The sequence below is a fragment of the Curvibacter sp. CHRR-16 genome, from assembly GCF_018474005.1.
In the GTDB taxonomy this organism is placed as follows: Bacteria; Pseudomonadota; Gammaproteobacteria; order Burkholderiales; family Burkholderiaceae_C; genus Allorhodoferax.
The window spans coordinates 298,076-313,363 of the sequence record NZ_JAHCSH010000002.1; the positions used below are offsets into that span (position 1 = coordinate 298,076).

The following is a 15,288-nucleotide window of genomic DNA, read 5'->3' on the forward strand; positions in this document are numbered from 1 at the left end:
TCAGGCCGCAGGTGCTGCGCGTGCAGCGACCCACTGTTGCAATGCTTGTGCGACCCAGCGGGCAGCACGCACCAACTGGTGCGCCTGCACATCGCCCAGCACACGGGCCAGATCTTCTTCCACGTCCCAACGGACATGCTGGGTAAGCCAATTCATCTCGGCGGCCAGCTGCACATCACCTTCAATGCGCACTGGGGGCTTGCTACCCTGCACCGCATGCTGCACCAGTTCAACAGCCGATTCGGCCAAGATGGTCAACGTCAACGCTGGCTTATCAGTGGGCGCCGCCAAATCCAACAAACCAGCCGGTGTGGCCTTGCAATAGAGGGTGAACTGTTGCCACTGAAACAGCACTGCATGGCCTTGCTGTCGGCGCAAGCGCTCCATGGCTTGGGGTTCCTGTTGCAAGATGTGGTTGAGTACCAGTACCAACTTGCGCTGCATTTCCTCCACCAACCACTGTGGTGGCAAAGGAGGTGTGGGCAAGTGTTGGGCCAAGTTGGCCAAGAAGGCCAAAGGAGAGGGGCGATCAGTCATAAGCGCCATTATCTCTGCACACTGTCACTGAAATGCCTGTACCCCAGCCACTAGCCAATCGGTACGGCCATCCAAGGGCTTGACCATACTCCAAACCTCGCGAAATGGATTAGGACCGGCCGAAGCATCTTCACGAATCAGGCCAGAAAACTCGACATTGACCAGCCATTCTTGGGGCAATGACTCCACACCCACCAAACGGGCTTGCAGCATCACCACCTCGGTCGGGGCCAAAGCCTCTGACCCCAATGCTTCACGGTCGAGCAATTGCTGGTGCACCTCCAGCAACATGCCATCGGTCATGCGCGATCGCAGCAAGGCCATGTCGGCCTTATCCCATGCATCTTGCAGCGCCAAGAAGTGCTTTTTGGCCAATTCCACGAATGCCACCGCATCGAATCCTGCAGGCATGTTCAGGCTTGGCAAATGCAAATCGGCCCCCACCAAATCGCCCTGCTCCCACGGGCGGGCAGAAGCGTCATTGCCCACGTTGTCAGGTTTGTAGCTGCTACTGCGCACCGTGGGCACCACAGGCGCAGCCAAGCTAGCTGTTACCTGCTGGCGTTTGCGCCACCACAGCCAAGAAGTCCCTGCCACCAAAACCAACGCGAACAGCCCTATCAACCACCCTGTGACTTGCATGTTCGCCTCCTTCCTCTGTGCCTGTATTGTGTTTGTGATCTTTAGGCGTTTTGTATCAGCAACGTATGCCTACATGCAAGGCCGCAACACCACCGGTCATGTTGTGGTAATCCACATGACCAAAGCCTGCTGCGTGCAGCATGGCTTTGAGCTCGGCTTGGCCGGGGTGCATGCGGATGGACTCGGCCAAGTACCGGTAGCTATCGGCATCGTTGGCAAACAATTGGCCCAGCTTGGGCAACACGTTGAACGAATACCAGTCATAGGCCTTTTCCAAGGGCGGCGCCACTTTGGAAAACTCCAGCACCAACAAACGACCACCGTCCTTGAGCACGCGGCGCATTTCGGCCAAGGCTGCCTCTTTGTGGGTCATGTTGCGCAAGCCAAAGGCCACGCTCACCACGTCGAAGTACTGGTCGGGAAAGGGCAATTTCTCGGCGTCACACACCACGGTAGGCAGTACCACTCCAGCATTGAGCAGGCGATTGCGCCCAGTGCTGAGCATGGCCTCGTTGATGTCGGTATGCACCACTTGCCCCGTCTTGCCCACCTTTTTGGCAAACGCCATGGACAAATCCCCCGTGCCGCCAGCAATGTCCAGCGCACGCTGGCCTTCTTGCAAGTTGGCCACCATCACGGTGTAGGCCTTCCACACACGGTGCAAACCCGCCGACATGAGGTCATTCATCAAATCGTACTTGGGTGCTACCGAATCAAACACGCTGCGCACGCGTTGGGCTTTTTCTTGTTCGGCTACGGTTTCAAAACCAAAATGTGTTGTACTCATACCACTTCCCATTGTCTTGTTAGTGCGATGCGCAGCCTTTGCCGCGCTCGGGCATGGGGTCATCGCGCCCCACCCCAGCGGCTTGGAGCCGCTCTTCGTAGCGTGCCCACCATTGGGCTTGGTCGCGCCCCATCTCGTACAGATAGATCCAAGTGTAGATGCCGCTGTGGTGGCCGTCCGAGAAATACGGTTGCACCGCGTACTGGCCGACAGGCTCTAGCGCTTCGATACCAACATCCCGTTTGCCAGTTTGCAGCACCTCTTGGCCCGGCCCATGCCCTTTCACCTCCGCCGATGGGGAGTACACGCGCATCAACTCAAAGGGAATGTGAAAAGTCAGCCCATCACTGAAGGTGATTTCGAGTTGTCGCGATGCGCCATGCACCGTGATGGCTTGCGGATAAAGATTGTCCATAAGGGTCAGATCCAGCCGGTATCGTGCAGTTCCCGCTTCAGGTAGGCGTAAAGCAAAGGCCCAGCCACCAAGCCTTGCAGGCCCATCACGGCCTCGCTAACAAACAACACCACCAGCAGCTCCCAAGTAGCGGTACGGGTCTGCTTACCCACCACTTTGGCGTTAATGAGGATTTCGGCCTTGTGGATCACCACCAAAAAGACCAAGCAGGTCAGGCCAACCAGGGGGGAAACTGCAACACCCACGACTGTCAAGACCACATTGCACAACAGGTTGCCCACGATGGGGATCAATCCCGCCAAGAAGGTGAAAATGACCAAAGCCACGGTGTAGGGCATATGCACACCAAAAGACGGCAGTGCCAAACCCAAAAACACAGCCGTACAACTGGCATTGAACGAGGCAATCCAAAACTGCGCCACCACAATTTGGCGAAACGCAGCCAAAAAACGCCGCCCACGCAGCCGCAGTGCCACCGCCAGTGGTTTGCTAGTGGCTGGTGCTTGTGTACCGACTGTCAGCGCACCCACCAACCAACCCACCACGGCCAGCAGCACGCCTTCCAGCACCGCGGTGCCCATGCCTGCCAGCTCACGGGCTTGGCTTTGCAAATAAGCAGCAATAGCGGCTTGGATGGACTCCAACCCATCGGGCAGATGGGCTGCCAAATCGGGGGGGAGCTTGTTGCGGATTTCCAGCACGGTGTGGGCCATGTGCTGCAGCAAGGCTTGGTACTGCGCCAACACCGAGCCACCCACGCCAACCAACTGCCACACGCCCACGCCCAGCACCAGCGCCATGGCCACCATAACCAAGGCCGCTGCCCATGCCGAGCGCAATTGCCGGGCCACCGCCAAAGTCAACACATGGGCCAAGCACAGTGCCAGCAAACCGGGCAACAAATGGAAAAACATCACCACGACGGCCAAGACCGCCGTAATGAGCAGGCTGATCAGCGGCGCCCAGCGACGCTGGTTCAAGGGGCTCACGCCACTCATACCAGCACCCGCTCTATGCCCCCGGCATTGGCACGATCCACATACTCGGGCATCCAGCTCTCACCCAAGATGTGGCGCGCCATTTCAACCACGATGTAGTCCGCTTCCAGCAAACCGTTTTGCAGGTCGCCTTGATAGCGGTTCAAGCCCTGCAAGCAGCTGGGGCAACTGGTCAAAATTTTGACGTTGTCTTGCTCAGCCACGGCACCCGATGCACGCAATGCGGCTTCACCCTTGCGGATTTCCTCTTCCTTGCGGAAGCGCACTTGGGTCGAAATATCCGGACGGGTCACGCCCAGCGTGCCCGACTCGCCGCAACAGCGCTCGCTCTTGACCACCTGTGGCCCCACCAGCGCCTTGACGGTTTTCATGGCATCTTGCTGCTTCATGGGCGTGTGGCAGGGGTCGTGGTACAGGTAGGCACCGGCCTTCTCTTGCGGCAGGGTAATACCCTTTTCCAGCAGGTATTCGTGGATGTCCACAATGCGGCAGCCGGGAAAAATGTCCTCGAACTTATAGTCCTGCAACTGGTCGTAGCAGGTGCCACAGCTCACCACCACGGTCTTGATGTCCAAGTAGTTGAGTGTGTTGGCCACGCGGTGGAACAGCACCCGGTTGTCGGTGATGATCTTCTCGGCCTTGTCGAACTGGCCCGAGCCGCGCTGCGGATAGCCGCAGCACAGATAGCCTGGCGGCAGCACGGTTTGCACACCCGCATGCCACAGCATGGCCTGGGTGGCCAAGCCCACTTGGCTGAACAAACGCTCCGAACCGCAGCCGGGGAAGTAAAACACCGCCTCGGTATCGGCCGTGGTGGACTGTGGGTTGCGGATGATGGGGACGTAGTCTTTGTCCTCAATATCCAGCAGCGCACGCGCCGTTTTCTTGGGCAAACCACCGGGCATCTTTTTGTTGATGAAGTGGATCACCTGCTCCTTGATCGGCGCTGTTCCCACCGTTGCAGGAGGTGCGCTGGTTTGCTTTTTGGCCGCCAGCTTGAGCAAGTCATTGGCAAAGCGCTGCGCCTTCATGCCCACCCCCACCATGGCACCCCGCGCCAGCTTGATGGTCTCGGGGTTGGTGGCGTTGAGCATGAACATGGCCGCGGCATTGCCGGGGCGGAAAGACTTCTTGCCCATCTTGCGCAACAGGTTGCGCATATTCATGGTCACATCGCCGAAGTCGATTTTCACCGGGCAAGGCGTGTAGCACTTGTGGCACACCGTGCAGTGGTCGGCCACGTCTTCAAACTCTTCCCAGTGCTTGATGCTGATGCCGCGGCGCGTCTGCTCTTCGTACAAGAATGCTTCCACCAACAGTGAGGTGGCCAAAATCTTGTTGCGCGGGCTGTACAGCAGGTTGGCGCGCGGCACGTGGGTGGCGCACACGGGCTTGCACTTGCCGCAGCGCAGGCAGTCCTTCACGCTGTCGGCAATGGCACCGATATCGCTCTGCTGCATGATGAGCGACTCGTGCCCCATGAGGCCGAAAGACGGCGTGTAGGCATTGGTCAAATCGGCCTGGCGCAGCGATGCATCCTGCTGGGGCTGCTCCTGATTTCGTAGCAACTTGCCCCGGTTGAAGTAGCCCTTGGGATCGACCTTTTGCTTGTAGTTGGCAAAGGGGGCCAGCTCTTCGTCTGTTAGGAACTCCAGCTTGGTGATACCAATACCGTGTTCGCCCGAGATCACGCCATCCAAGCTGCGCGCCAGCACCATGATGCGCGCCACCGCATGGTGGGCGGTTTGCAGCATCTGGTAGTCGTCGCTGTTGACCGGGATATTGGTGTGCACGTTACCGTCACCGGCGTGCATGTGCAGCGCCACCCAAACACGGCCCTTGAGCACGCGCTGGTGGATCGTATTGCACTCGGCCAAGATGGGCTCGAACGCCGCACCAGCAAAAATGCTTTGCAGCGGCGTGCGAATCTGCGTCTTCCAGCTAGCGCGCAGGCTGTGGTCTTGCAGCTGCGGGAACAGACCATCGACCTGATCGAGCCAGCCTTGCCACTGGGCACGCACTTCGGCCAGCAGGGTTTGGGCCTGCTGCACGCGGTCTTCCAGCAATTCGGCGCTGGCGATTTCACTGGCGTCGTCAGTCTTGCCAATGGGCAGGTCTTTGCGGGCAAAGAACTGCTGCAAGGCATCGCACAGGGCCAGCTTGTTGTGCAGGCTCAACTCGATGTTGATGCGCTCGATGCCGTCGGTGTACTCGGCCATGCGCGGCAGCGGAATCACCACGTCTTCGTTGATCTTGAAGGCGTTGGTATGGCGGCTGATCGCCGCAGTGCGCTTGCGATCGAGCCAGAACTTCTTGCGCGCATCGGCGCTGATGGCGATGAAGCCTTCGCCGGATCGGGAGTTGGCAATGCGCACCACCTCGCTGGTGGCGCGGGCCACGGCATCGGCGTCGTTGCCGGCGATGTCGCCGATCAGCACCATCTTGGGCAGGCCACCGCGCTTGCTCTTGGTAGCGTAGCCCACGGCCTTGAGGTAGCGGTCGTCCAAATGCTCCAAGCCAGCCAGCACCACACCGCTGCGCTTGGCCTCGGCAAACATGAAGTCTTTGATTTCAACAATGCTCGGCACCGCATCGCGGGCGTGGCCAAAGAACTCCAGGCACACCGTGCGGGTGTGCTCTGGCATCTTGTGCACCACCCAGCGGGCGCTGGTGATGAGGCCGTCGCAGCCTTCCTTCTGGATGCCGGGCAAGCCACTCAAGAACTTGTCGGTCACGTCCTTGCCCAAGCCCTCTTTGCGAAAGCTCGGGCCAGGAATATCCAGCCGCTCTTGGCGGATAAAGGTCTTGCCATCGGCCTTGTAGTACTTCAGCTCAAAGCTGGCCACATCGGCATCGTGGATCTTGCCCAGGTTGTGGTTCACGCGCACCACCTCCAGCCACTCGGCTTGGGGGGTGACCATGCGCCAACTGGCCAAGTTGTCCAGAGCAGTTCCCCACAGCACGGCCTTCTTGCCGCCCGCGTTCATGGCGATGTTGCCGCCAATGCAACTGGCCTCGGCACTGGTGGGATCCACCGCGAACACATAGCCGGCGCGCTCGGCCGCATCGGCCACGCGCTGGGTGACGACACCGGCTTCGCTGTAAATGGTGGCCACGGGCTGGCTCAACCCGGGCAGTTGCACCATTTCTACTTCGGTCAGGGCTTCAAGCTTTTCGGTGTTGATAACCACGCTCTTCCAAGTCAACGGAATAGCACCACCGGTGTAGCCCGTACCGCCCCCACGCGGGATGATGGTCAGTTCCAACTCGATACAGGCTTTGACCAGCGCCGCCATCTCGGCTTCGCTGTCGGGCGTGAGCACCACAAAGGGGTATTCCACGCGCCAGTCGGTCGCGTCGGTCACGTGGGCCACACGGCTCAAACCGTCGAACTTGATGTTGTCGCGCCGGGTGTGGCGAGCCAGCACCTTCTGGGTCTGGCGGCGCAGTTGCGCCATGGCGTTGAAGTGAGAGTCAAAGGACTTCACCGTTTGGTGAGCCGCCTGCAGCAATCTGCCCACCAGCGCATCGCGGCTGGCATCGTCTTGCGGTGTGCGGCGGCGCTCTATCTCATGCAAGCGGTGGTTCAGCGCCTGCACCAGCAAAGCGCGGCGCTTGGGGTTGTCCAGCAAGTCGTCTTGCAAATAGGGGTTGCGCTGTACCACCCAGATATCGCCCAGCACTTCGTACAGCATGCGGGCCGAACGGCCTGTCTGGCGCTCTTGGCGCAGTTGGGTGAGCCAATCCCACGCCTCAAGGCCGAGCAGACGGATCACGATCTCCCGGTCGGAGAACGAGGTGTAGTTGTACGGAATTTCACGGACGCGGTCGGCACCAGCGTCGTCGTGCTGACCTGCTTGGAGCAGGTGGAAATGCGAAGTCGGAGCGTTCATCGGAATCAGGCCCGCCAGCCAGACACAGGGCCACGCGGGTAATGCAGGGCCGTAGATAGTAACCCAGCCACCAAATGCTAGCTAAGTCTACGGGTAAGCACTGAGAATTAGAGGCCTGACCAAGCGGTCAAATTCGCCAAAATCCCCATCTGGGCGTCATGACCGTGACACGGCTTTGACACAAACAACACATAGCATGCCCCGCTTTCACCGCTAGGAGACCTCTCATGAAGACTTTGCGCCGCACCGCCTTGGCACTGGGCTTGGCCGCTTGCATCAGCAGCCCCGCCATGGCGGTTACCGAAATCCAATGGTGGCATTCCATGACTGCCGTCAATGGCGAATGGGTCAACGACTTGGCCAAGCAGTTCAATGCCAGTCAGTCGGACTACAAGGTGGTTCCCACCTTCAAAGGCAGCTATGACGAGTCCATGACCGCTGCCATCGCCGCCTTCCGCGCAGGCAACGCCCCCCATATCTTGCAAGTATTCGAAGTGGGCACCGCCACCATGATGGCCAGCAAAGGGGCTGTGGTGCCCGTGGGCAAAATCATGACCGATGCGGGCGAGAAATTTGATCCCAAAGCCTACATTCCAGCCATAGCCGCGTACTACACCGCGCCTAACGGGCAAATGATGAGCTTTCCCTTCAACAGCTCGACCACGGTTTTCTACTACAACAAAGATGCGTTCAAGGCCGCAGGACTGGATCCCAATACGCCCCCCGCCACATGGGGAGACGTGACACTGGCTGCTGCCAAACTCAAAGCCAGCGGCCACAAATGCCCCCTGTCGATTGCATGGCAGGGCTGGACCCAGTTGGAGAGTTTTTCCGCTTGGCACAACGTGGAATACGCCACCAAGCAAAACGGTTTGGCCGGGTTGGACGCACGCCTGAAGATCAACTCCCCCCTGCACGTGCGCCATATTGAGAACTTGGCCAACATGGCCAAACAAGGTTTGTTTGTTTACAAAGGCCGCGGCAACGTACCAGAAGCCACCTTTGTGTCGGGGGAATGCGCCATGATGACCACTTCCAGCGGCTTCTACGGCAACGTGCGCAAAAACGCCAAGTTCGCCTACGGCGTTGCGCCCCTGCCCTATTACAAAGACGTACCCGGAGCCCCTCAGAACACCGTCATTGGCGGCGCCAGCCTGTGGGTCATGTCGGGCAAGAAAGCCGATGAATACAAAGGCATTGCCAAGTTCTTCAACTTCATCTCCAGCCCCGAAGTGCAAGCGGCCAGCCACCAACGCACCGGCTACTTGCCTGTGACGACAGCGGCTTTCAACCTGACTGAAAAGTCGGGCTACTACAAAGAAAACCCCGGCACCGATGTGGCCGTGAACCAAATGATCCGCAAGGTGACCGACAAGTCCCGTGGCATTCGTTTGGGCAACTACGTGCAGATTCGCACCATTGAGGACGAAGAACTGGAACAAGTCTGGGCTGGCAAAAAGAGCGCCAAAGAAGCCTTGGACAGCGTGGTGCAACGCGGCAATGAGTTGCTGGAACGTTTTGAGAAAGCCAACCACTGATCATGGCTTCTGACAAGCGCGTTGTTTTCCGCTCCCGCTGGTTGCCTTGGGCGCTCATGGCGCCCCAGTTGGTCATCATCGTGGTGTTTTTCTTTTGGCCCGCGCTGCAGGCCATCTTGCAGTCGGTGCAGCAGTCTGACGCCTTTGGTACCAGCGTCAACTATGTGGGATTGGAGAATTTTCGCAACCTCTGGAACGATGCCAGCTACCTCGCCTCGTTCCAGACCACCGCTGTGTTTTCTGGTTTGGTCACGGTGGTGGGCTTGTCATTGGCTTTGCTCTTGGCCACGTTTGCAGATCGGGTGGTACGTGGCTCAGCCATTTACCGCACCCTGCTCATTTGGCCCTACGCCGTAGCCCCCGCCGTGGCGGGCGTGCTCTGGTTGTTTTTGTTCTCACCCTCCATTGGTCTTGTCAGCTACGCCTTGCACGAACTGGGCTTGAACTGGGACCCGCTGCTCAACAGTTCACACGCCATGGCGCTGGTCGTGATGGCGGCTGTTTGGAAGCAAATTTCCTACAACTTCTTGTTTTTCTTGGCTGGCTTGCAGTCCATTCCGCTGTCGCTGATCGAAGCGGCAGCCATGGATGGCGCCAAGCCTTGGAAGCGCTTCTGGACTATCCAGTTTCCGTTGCTTTCGCCCACTACCTTCTTCTTGCTGGTGATGAACGTGGTGTATGCCTTTTTCGACACCTTCGCCATCGTGGATGCAGCCACCAAAGGCGGCCCCGGCAAAGACACCGCCATCTTGGTCTACAAGGTGTATTTCGATGGCTTCAAGGCCATGGACTTGGGTGGATCGGCTGCGCAATCGGTGGTACTGATGGTCATCGTCGTTTTGCTGACGGTGGTGCAGTTCCGCTTCGTTGAAAAGAAAGTGAACTACTGAGCATGGTGGAACGCAGACCCTGGCTGGACTTTCTGTCCCATGCCATTTTGATCGTGGGCGTGCTAATCATCGCCTTTCCCATTTATGTGACTTTTGTCGCATCCACCCACACCACCCAAGATGTGGTGCAAAACCCCATGCCATTGCTACCAGGCTCAGAACTGGTAGAAAACTACCGCACCGCATGGCTGGGCACGCGCACAGGCACCGGCTCGCACGCTGCCGCTGGCAGCATGATGGTAGTCAGCCTCGTCAGTGCCATGGTCATTGCACTGGGCAAGATCGCCATCTCCCTCTTGTCGGCCTTTGCCATTGTGTATTTCCGCTTCCCGCTGCGCATGGCCTGCTTTTGGAGCATCTTCATCACGCTGATGCTGCCGGTGGAAGTGCGCATCGGCCCCACTTACCAAGTGGTAGCCGATTTTGGCCTGCTCAACAGCTACGCCGGCCTGACGGTGCCGCTGATTGCCTCGGCCACCGCCACATTTTTGTTCCGCCAATTTTTCTTAACTGTGCCGGAAGAATTAACAGAGGCTGCGCGCATGGACGGTGCCAGCCCTATGCGCTTTTTCAAGGACATGCTGGTTCCCCTATCCCGCACCAGCATGGCCGCGCTGTTTGTCATCCAATTCATTTATGGCTGGAACCAATACCTCTGGCCCCTCTTGGTCACCACCGATGAAAGCATGTACCCCATCGTCGTGGGCATCAAGCAAATGATCGGCTCTGGGGGCGATGCGCAAACGGAATGGAACATCGTCATGGCCACTGCCATGCTGGCACTACTGCCCCCTGCGCTGGTGGTGATGCTGATGCAAAAGTGGTTCGTCAAAGGTCTCGTGGATTCGGAAAAATAAATGGCTGCACTCTCATTCGACAACATCGTCAAACGCTACGGCGTAGGCCCCAAGGCCAACCAAGTCATCCACGGCATCAACGCAGAGATTGAGGCGGGCGAATTCATCGTCATCGTCGGCCCCAGCGGCTGCGGCAAGTCCACCCTGTTGCGCATGGTGGCGGGCTTGGAAGAAATCAGCGGCGGCACCATGCGCTTGGGCGACAAGGTCATCAACGACTTGGAACCCAGCGAGCGCGACATGGCCATGGTGTTCCAGAACTACGCCCTGTATCCGCACATGAGCGTGTACGACAACATGGCCTACGGCCTGCGCATCGCCAAAGTGAGCGAAGCCGACATCCGCACCCGTGTGGACGAGGCAGCCCGCATGCTGGAACTGCAACCCTACTTGCAACGCAAACCGCGCGAACTCTCGGGCGGTCAGCGCCAGCGCGTGGCCATGGGCCGCGCCATCGTGCGCCAGCCCAAGGTGTTTTTGTTCGACGAACCACTCTCCAACCTGGACGCCAAGCTGCGCGCCCAAACCCGGCTGGAGATTCAAAAGCTGCACCAACGCCTGCGCATCACCAGCCTGTTTGTGACACACGACCAAGTGGAAGCCATGACGCTGGCCCAGCGCATGATCGTGATGAACGCTGGCCGCGTGGAACAAATCGGCACCCCCGAGCAGGTGTACAACACGCCAGCCAGCACCTTTGTGGCCAGCTTCATCGGCTCCCCACCCATGAACCTGCTGCGCCATGCGCCCAGTGCCACGGTAGGCCACATCACGGGCATTCGCCCCGAGCATTTGGACATCACCCCCGGCCAAGGCTGGGCCTTGCAAGTGGAAGCGTGCGAGTTGCTGGGCGCCGAGCGGTTGGTGTACTGCCGCTGGGCCAACGCCACAGGCGATGCGCTGCACGACAGCCTCATCGTGCGCTGCGACGAAGCCACCCCGGCACCCGCAGTGGGCAGCTTGCTGCACGCCACCCCACGCAGCGATAAACTGCACCGCTTCGATGCGGCCAGCGGGCTGCGAATTATCTGAACACAGGAGCGCTGCCATGACTGCTGCCACCCCCCTCTCCCCTTGGCCCTACCCTCGCTGGGTAGCCCACCGCGGCGCAGGCAAGTTGGCACCAGAAAACACCTTGGCCGCCTTTCGCCTCGGCGCTGAGCACGGTTACCGCATGTACGAGTGCGACGTGAAACTGAGCGCCGACGGCGTCCCCTTCTTGCTGCACGACGATACGCTAGAGCGCACCAGCAACATTGCCAGCACCCCTTACGCCAACACAGCATCCACAGCAAATCAGGCTGTAGAGCATGCTGGGCAAGCTGTAGCTGCTACAAAAACCATAGCAGGCAATCTGCCATGGAGTACCCTCAGCCAACTGGATGCTGGCAGCTGGCACAGCCGCCGCTATGCTGGGGAAACCTTGCCCACCCTAGAAGCGATTGCCCGCTTTTGCTTGGCCAATCGGCACTTTCTGAACATCGAAATCAAACCCACCCCCGGCACCGAACACCACACCGGTGCCGTGGTTGCACAGCACGCCGCCCGCTTATGGCAAGGCCAGGCCGTACCACCTTTGCTCAGCTCCTTTGCACCCGAAGCGCTGGCCGGAGCCAAAAGCAGCCGCCCCGCGCTGCCGCGCGGCCTGCTGCTGGAGGAGCTGCACCCCGGCTGGCTAGACACCGCCCTGCAACTGCAGTGTGTGGCCGTGATTTGCGACTATCAGTTGTGGACCCCCGAAAGCGTATCGGCGGTGCAGGATGCTGGCCTCAAAGCCCTGAGCTACACCGTCAACGACGCCGCTGCTGCCACCCACTTGCTGGAGGTGCTGCACACCGACGGCATCATCACCGACCGAGTGGACTTGTTCAGCGCGGCGTAGAGTGAAAGACGCAATGTCGCACGTACTGCCACTAGGTTTCTGGGGCTTTGTAACGTTCTCTCAGCACAATGCGGGCTATGCGATCCTCCACCACCTTCACATAAGGTTGGTCTGTATCGAGTGAAACCAACACCATGACGTATTGGCCCTTGGTGTTGAGGATGTAAGTTGTGAGGCTTCGGACATCACCCGATTCGATACGCCGATGCATCGCCAATTCAGCCGACACTGCCTCGTAACGTTCAGGATCAATCGACAACTGTCTCGCCGCTGAACTTTGCACCCATTCTTGCAATTGGGCTTGCAGGGCTGCCAACCCATGATTTGCGCGACCATTTTTCGAATCAGACAGCCACGGCAGGAATACGCCCAACAGCACGGCTACGACGACAATCAACAAAAAACCGACATCCACAGTTCAGCCCTCCCAAACAGAAGCGCGGCGCATTAGCTTTTCTGCGCCAGCTCCCTTTGCAACTGCCCCAAACTCTCCATCACCCGCACGGCCTTGGCAAAGTCGTGGTGGGCTGACAAGGGCGTGGGAATGGCCACGCAGGCCACCCCCGCGCCGTGGGCGGCAGCCAAGCCAAACTGGGTATCTTCCACCGCCAGCGCTTGGGAGGCTTGTAAGCCCATGCGCTGCAAAGCCAGCAGGTAGCAGGCGGGATGGGGCTTGCTGTGCTGCACGTCATCGGCGCTGACGACGGTTTCAAACACGCCCTCCAGCCCATGAAAGCGCAGCGTAGCCTCCACCACAAACTGGCGCGCCCCGGTCACGATGGCCATGCGCAGCCCTGCTTGCTGGCAAAACTGCAGCATCTCGCGCACACCGGGCATCAGGGGGAAGGCACCGCCTTGCAAATAGGCCCGCGTGGCGGCCTGCTTGCGCGCCACCAAGTCTTGCACCGTCAGGCGCTGCTCGGGCGGTTTGCGCGACTCGGACTCGCACAGCAGAGTGTCCAGCAAGCGCTGGGCGTTGTTGACCGTGGGCAAGCCCGCGTAGTGGGCGGAATAATCGGCTTCGTCTATGGACACGCCCAGTTCGGCCAGCGCTTGGTTCCATTGCTGCCAGTGGCCGGTTTCGGAATCGACCAAGGTGCCATCGTGGTCAAACAGCAGCGCTTGCAGTGGCGCAGGGTTCCATGCATTTGACATGCATCAAGCTTTCATCGGTGTTGAAACCACCACTGTACCGTAGCCACCACCAGCACCAGCGCGCCATACATGAGCATCTTGCCATCGTGCTGCGTCCACACCAAAGCCGCCAGCACCACAGCCAAACCTGCTACAAAATTAATAGCTGCCTGAGCAAGCAGGACGGGCGCTGCAGCCCGTTTTTTCATAAAAATACGCCCACACAAGGCGAGCAAAATTGCCAACGCAGCAGGGGCCAACAACAGGTTGGCGATGTGGTTGAGCAGATCAAAAAAACCCATGAAAAATCACTATGAAGACCATGCAAAAGCCCTTGCTGCAGGGCTAGGGTAAGAGGAGGGGCAATTCTATAATCGCCCCCGACTTAGCTCTTGCTTGCGCACCGCACCCTTTTCCATGGCCGCTGTCTGGACTCTTGGCATCAACCACAACACTGCTCCGCTGGATGTGCGGGGCCGTTTTGCGTTTGCTATGGATCGCATCGCGCCGCATTTGGAGGCCTTGCGCCGCGCACACCCAGTGGCACAAGCCAATGCTCTGCCCGAAGCGGCCATCGTCTCCACCTGCAACCGCACCGAGATTTACTGCGCAGGCGACGAAATGGCCATGGACCACACGCTGGACTGGCTGGCCCAAAGCGGCGGCGTGTCGGTGCAAGAGCTGCGCCACCACACCTACCGCCTGCAAGGCCCCGAGGCGGCCCGCCACGCCTTTCGCGTCGCCAGCGGGCTCGATTCCATGGTGCTGGGAGAAGCCCAGATACTGGGCCAGCTCAAAGACGCCGTGCGCGCTGCCGACGAAGCGGGCGCGCTGGGCACCACGCTGTCACAACTGTTCCAGCGCTCCTTTGCTGTGGCCAAAGAGGTGCGCACCAGCACCGAGATCGGTGCCCACAGCATCAGCATGGCCGCCGCCGGGGTGCGTTTGGCCAGCAATTTGTTTGAAGACCTCTCGCGCATCAAGGTGCTGTTTGTTGGCGCGGGCGAGATGATCGAGCTGTGCGCCACCCACTGGGCTGCACGCCAACCAGCCAGTATGGCCATTGCCAACCGTACGCTGGAGCGCGGAGAGAAGCTGGCCAGTCGCTTTGGGGCCGAAGCCCTGCTGCTGTCCGACTTGCCCAACCGCCTGCACGAGTTCGACGCCATCATCAGCTGCACCGCCAGCAGCCTGCCCCTGATTGGCTTGGGCGCGGTAGAACGCGCTCTCAAGCGCCGCAAGCACCGCCCGCTCTTCATGGTGGACTTGGCCGTGCCCCGCGACATCGAACCCGAGGTGCAACGCCTCTCAGACGTATACCTCTACACCGTGGACGACTTGGCCCAGGTGGTGCAAACCGCCCAAGCCAACCGCCAAGCCGCCGTGGCGCAGGCCGAGGCGATTGTGGACGCCGGGGTGCAAAGCTTTATGCACTGGGTAGACCAGCGCGAAACCGTGCCGCTGATCCAGCAACTCCAAGCCCAAGCCGATGACTGGCGCCAAGCCGAACTGGCGCGCGCGCGCAAAGCCTTGGCCAAAGGCGAAGACATGGACGCCGTGCTGGAAGCCTTGTCCCGCGGCCTGACCCAAAAAATGCTGCACGGCGCCATGGCCGAGCTGCGCGCTGGTGACGCCAGCACCCGCGAACGTGCGATGCACGCCATACGCCACTTCTTTTTGCGCAACAGCCGTTAGCTGTTCAACCCCCTTTCGCT

Annotated in this window: 15 protein-coding genes; 6 read left to right on the forward strand and 9 right to left on the reverse strand. The window is 59.5% G+C overall.

Going from position 1 to position 15,288, the window contains the following annotated elements; genetic code table 11:
• Genes KIK84_RS04965 through KIK84_RS04990 form a run of 6 tightly spaced genes read right to left on the reverse strand, consistent with a single transcriptional unit; the run spans position 1 to position 7,272 of the window.
• Positions 1 to 537, reverse strand: coding sequence for a hypothetical protein (locus KIK84_RS04965; protein WP_214121907.1), 537 nt, complete (start codon positions 535 to 537; stop codon positions 1 to 3).
• A 24-nt stretch (positions 538 to 561) separates the two neighbouring features.
• Complete coding sequence (locus tag KIK84_RS04970; RefSeq protein ID WP_214121908.1) at positions 562 to 1,179, reverse strand: Tim44 domain-containing protein; 618 nt, start codon at positions 1,177 to 1,179, stop codon at positions 562 to 564.
• A gap of 55 nt (positions 1,180 to 1,234) precedes the next feature.
• Entirely contained in the window at positions 1,235 to 1,966 is a 732-nt protein-coding gene (ubiE, locus tag KIK84_RS04975; RefSeq protein WP_214121909.1) for a bifunctional demethylmenaquinone methyltransferase/2-methoxy-6-polyprenyl-1,4-benzoquinol methylase UbiE, read from the reverse strand.
• A 19-nt stretch (positions 1,967 to 1,985) separates the two neighbouring features.
• On the reverse strand, positions 1,986 to 2,381 hold the full coding sequence (locus tag KIK84_RS04980) for a gamma-butyrobetaine hydroxylase family protein (RefSeq protein WP_214121910.1): 396 nt from the start codon (positions 2,379 to 2,381) through the stop codon (positions 1,986 to 1,988).
• A 5-nt stretch (positions 2,382 to 2,386) separates the two neighbouring features.
• On the reverse strand, positions 2,387 to 3,379 hold the full coding sequence (locus KIK84_RS04985) for an AI-2E family transporter (protein ID WP_250207759.1): 993 nt from the start codon (positions 3,377 to 3,379) through the stop codon (positions 2,387 to 2,389).
• Positions 3,376 to 7,272, reverse strand: a complete 3,897-nt coding sequence (locus KIK84_RS04990) for a DUF3683 domain-containing protein (protein ID WP_214121911.1) — start codon at positions 7,270 to 7,272, stop codon at positions 3,376 to 3,378. The genes KIK84_RS04985 and KIK84_RS04990 overlap by 4 nt, the downstream gene beginning before the upstream one ends.
• A 227-nt stretch (positions 7,273 to 7,499) precedes the next feature.
• Here KIK84_RS04990 and ugpB point away from each other — a divergent pair, with 227 nt between their 5' ends.
• The 5 genes from ugpB to KIK84_RS05015 are packed head-to-tail and all read left to right on the forward strand — an operon-like array spanning position 7,500 to position 12,439.
• Complete coding sequence (gene ugpB, locus KIK84_RS04995; protein ID WP_214121913.1) at positions 7,500 to 8,810, forward strand: sn-glycerol-3-phosphate ABC transporter substrate-binding protein UgpB; 1,311 nt, start codon at positions 7,500 to 7,502, stop codon at positions 8,808 to 8,810.
• Between the two features lie 2 nt (positions 8,811 to 8,812).
• Positions 8,813 to 9,700: a sn-glycerol-3-phosphate ABC transporter permease UgpA gene (ugpA, locus tag KIK84_RS05000; protein WP_214121914.1), complete on the forward strand. Its 888-nt coding sequence runs from the start codon at positions 8,813 to 8,815 to the stop codon at positions 9,698 to 9,700.
• A 2-nt stretch (positions 9,701 to 9,702) separates the two neighbouring features.
• Positions 9,703 to 10,557: a sn-glycerol-3-phosphate ABC transporter permease UgpE gene (ugpE, locus tag KIK84_RS05005; protein ID WP_214121915.1), complete on the forward strand. Its 855-nt coding sequence runs from the start codon at positions 9,703 to 9,705 to the stop codon at positions 10,555 to 10,557.
• On the forward strand, positions 10,558 to 11,589 hold the full coding sequence (gene ugpC / locus KIK84_RS05010; protein WP_214121916.1) for a sn-glycerol-3-phosphate ABC transporter ATP-binding protein UgpC: 1,032 nt from the start codon (positions 10,558 to 10,560) through the stop codon (positions 11,587 to 11,589). It abuts the gene before it with no gap.
• Positions 11,590 to 11,605: 16 nt separating this feature from the next.
• Entirely contained in the window at positions 11,606 to 12,439 is an 834-nt protein-coding gene (locus tag KIK84_RS05015) for a glycerophosphoryl diester phosphodiesterase (protein ID WP_214121917.1), read from the forward strand.
• A 31-nt stretch (positions 12,440 to 12,470) separates the two neighbouring features.
• Here KIK84_RS05015 and KIK84_RS05020 read toward each other — a convergent pair whose 3' ends face one another.
• From KIK84_RS05020 to KIK84_RS05030, 3 genes are read right to left on the reverse strand one after another with little or no spacing between them, the layout of a single operon-like run.
• Positions 12,471 to 12,854, reverse strand: a complete 384-nt coding sequence (locus KIK84_RS05020; protein WP_214121918.1) for a hypothetical protein — start codon at positions 12,852 to 12,854, stop codon at positions 12,471 to 12,473.
• 32 nt (positions 12,855 to 12,886) lie between these two features.
• A complete protein-coding gene (locus KIK84_RS05025; protein WP_214121919.1) occupies positions 12,887 to 13,594 on the reverse strand; it encodes an HAD family hydrolase in 708 nt (235 codons plus the stop codon).
• Positions 13,595 to 13,605: 11 nt separating this feature from the next.
• Positions 13,606 to 13,875 (reverse strand): hypothetical protein, encoded by a 270-nt coding sequence (locus tag KIK84_RS05030; RefSeq protein WP_214121920.1) that lies wholly within the window; start codon positions 13,873 to 13,875, stop codon positions 13,606 to 13,608.
• Between the two features lie 115 nt (positions 13,876 to 13,990).
• Between KIK84_RS05030 and hemA the strand changes: the two genes are divergently transcribed.
• Positions 13,991 to 15,268 carry a glutamyl-tRNA reductase gene (gene hemA / locus KIK84_RS05035; RefSeq protein ID WP_214121922.1) on the forward strand — a complete coding sequence of 426 codons (1,278 nt, stop codon included), beginning with the start codon at positions 13,991 to 13,993 and terminating at the stop codon, positions 15,266 to 15,268.
• Positions 15,269 to 15,288 lie beyond the last annotated feature (20 nt).